Raw genomic sequence first — 2,577 nt, 5'->3', positions numbered from 1 at the left:
GTAAGCGTGGCCTAGAGGTCGCCTTGTCCGGTTAGTTATCGGGGCCGATAGCCGCCCGCGGAGGAGCGGCGATGGCGGACGATATCAACGAGACCGAAGCGAGTGGCTACAAGAGCACTCATACGAGCAGTCGTATGAGTACTCGTATCGAGGTCGTGGGGCGCGTGTCTGGCCGTCGGCGCTGGACGGTGGAGCAGAAGCTTGCGATCCTGCGCGATGCATTCGGACCTGATGGTTCGGTTCGTGCAGCTTGCGAGCGGCACGAGGTGGGCAGTGGTCTGCTTTACACCTGGCGGCGGCTGGCGATGTCGGGCGAACTGACCGGCACCAGGCCCCTGGTGCCCTCGCCATCAGGGCCGGCATTTACCGAAGTCGCATTGGCAGAGCCAGCAGCTCCGGTTGCGCCAGGATCATCGCTGCGATGCCCGGGCGGCCAGATCGGGATTGAGCTTCCTTCGGGGGTGAAGCTGACCGTCGACAGGACATTTGATGCCGATGCTCTGGCGCGGGTACTCGGGGTGCTCGCCCGATGATCCCGCTGCCGCCTTCGACACGCATTTACCTCGCTTGCGGTGCGACCGATATGCGCAAGGGCTTCGACGGCCTGGCGGTGCTGGCACAGCAGGTGCTAGAGCAAAGTCCGCATTCAGGCGCCTTGTTCGCCTTTCGCGGCAAGCGCGGCGATCTGGTGAAGCTGCTGTGGTACGATGGCCAGGGCCTGTGCCTGTTTTCCAAGCGCATGGACCGCGGCCGCTTCATCTGGCCGATGACGAAGACCGGCAAGGTCAGCCTCACCGCAGCGCAGCTGTCGATGCTGCTGGAAGGGATCGACTGGCGCCGTCCAGAGCGTACATCTGCCCCGCTTCTGGCGGGATAAAAGTCGCGGATTTGCGTGGGTTATGCTGGCATCAGGCATTCCGATCCGCTAAAGGATCGGGGTGTCGGATCACGCTTCCTCGCCCATCGACAAGGACGCCCGGATCGCTGAGCTGGAAGCAGCTCTCGCGACCCGGGATACGCTGATCGAGACGCTCCGGATCCAGCTTTCCCAGCTCAAGCGGATGAGCTTTGGCCAGTCCTCCGAGAAATTCAGCTGCCAGATCGAACAACTCGAGCTGACGCTTGAGGAACTGGAAGGCGAAGCCGAGATCGTCGAAGCCTGCAAGGAAGCGCCGCCCACGCCCGTGCGCGGCGCACCAGTTCGCGCTCTTCCGCCCCATCTGCCGCGCACCGAACGCCGGATCGAACCCGAAGCGGGCAGCTGCGCCTGCCCGGATTGCGGCGGTACGCTTCGGCCGCTTGGGCAGGACAGCGACGAGGTGCTGGATGTCGCACCGGTTCAGTGGCGTGTCATCCGCACCATTCGGCCCAAGTATTCCTGCCGTTCCTGCGAGAAGATCGTCCAGGCATCGCCCCCGGTGAAGGCGATTGCGCGCGGCAGGGCCAGTTTTGCCACGCTCGCCCATGTGGTCGTAAACAAGTTCGATCACCACCTGCCGCTCTATCGCCAGGCCGAGATGATGGCCGCACAGGGGATCGAGATCGACCGCTCGACCCTGACCGGTTGGGCAGGCCAGGCCGCTGCGCTGCTCGATCCCATCGTCACCCGCATCCGCGAAGAGGGCCTGAAGGCGGGCAAGCTTCACACAGACGACACTCCGGTGCCGATGCTGGTCCCGGGCAAGGGCAAGACCGCGCAAGGCAGGCTCTGGACTTATGTCGTCGATGACCGCGCATCGGGCGCGACTGGCCCGGTGCTGGTCTGGTACCGGTTCACGCCCGACCGCAGCGGCGTTCATCCGCAAAAGGAACTCAAGAGCTTTAGAGGGCTACTCCAGGCCGATGGCTATGCCGGGTACGACAAGCTCTACCAGGATAAAGAGATCAGCGAAGTCGCCTGTTGGGCTCACTTCCGGCGCAAGATCTTCGAGAACCATGCCACCAGCCCGACACCGCTGACCACCAATCTCCTGGAACGGATCGCCGGGCTCTACCGGACCGAAGAGGAGATACGGGGACAGCCGCCCGATATCCGCCGGCAACACCGGCAGGAACAAAGCCGGCCGAAGGTCAACGAGCTGCGCGTCGTGATCGACGATGCCTTGCGCCGCCTGTCGCCCAAATCGGCAATGGCCAAGGCGCTCACCTATGGACGCAAGCGCTGGGAGGCGCTCACCCGCTTCCTCGACGAAGGCGCGGCCGAGATCGACAACAACATCGCCGAACGCGCGATGCGCTCAGTTGCCATCGGGCGGAAGAACTGGCTGTTCGCCGGCTCCAAGGTCGGCGGCGAACGCGCTGCTGCAATCTATTCCGTCATCGAGACAGCCAAGCTCAACGGTGTCGAGCCGCAGGCCTACATCGCCGAGACACTCGAGAAGATCGCAGGTGGCTGGCCAGCCTCGCGCTGGGATGAACTCATGCCGTGGAACTGCGCAGCCGACAGGACGCCTGTCAGCATGGCGGCATAACTGAACCGACCGCCTGCACATCGCTAAATGACGCACCGCCGGAAAAGCTTCTCAGGCCGAGGCACGAAAAATCGAAAACGCAAGGCGGCGCCCAGACCACGCTTAC

Annotated in this window: 3 protein-coding genes; all 3 read left to right on the top strand. The window is 63.8% G+C overall.

The features are described from left to right. Positions 1-71 precede the first annotated feature (71 nt). Positions 72-533: an IS66-like element accessory protein TnpA gene (tnpA, locus tag ELY13_RS14845; protein WP_241233748.1), complete on the top strand. Its 462-nt coding sequence runs from the start codon at positions 72-74 to the stop codon at positions 531-533. Next, complete coding sequence (gene tnpB, locus ELY13_RS14840; protein WP_126174646.1) at positions 530-877, top strand: IS66 family insertion sequence element accessory protein TnpB; 348 nt, start codon at positions 530-532, stop codon at positions 875-877. Before tnpA ends, tnpB begins: the two co-directional genes overlap by 4 nt. A gap of 61 nt (positions 878-938) precedes the next feature. Continuing rightward, positions 939-2,471, top strand: coding sequence for an IS66 family transposase (tnpC, locus tag ELY13_RS14835; protein WP_126174645.1), 1,533 nt, complete (start codon positions 939-941; stop codon positions 2,469-2,471). Positions 2,472-2,577: the final 106 nt, after the last annotated feature.

Source organism: Altericroceibacterium xinjiangense, assembly GCF_003958635.1.
In the GTDB taxonomy this organism is placed as follows: domain Bacteria; phylum Pseudomonadota; class Alphaproteobacteria; order Sphingomonadales; family Sphingomonadaceae; genus Altericroceibacterium_A; species Altericroceibacterium_A xinjiangense.
The sequence above is the reverse complement of the archived record's forward strand: the minus strand, read 5'-3'. Positions and strand labels throughout refer to the sequence as shown.

Coding starts and splice junctions, on each gene's coding strand:
- tnpA (WP_241233748.1), top strand. CDS start 72: ATGGCGGACGATATCAACGAGACCGAAGCGAGTGGCTACAAGAGCACT.
- tnpB (WP_126174646.1), top strand. CDS start 530: ATGATCCCGCTGCCGCCTTCGACACGCATTTACCTCGCTTGCGGTGCG.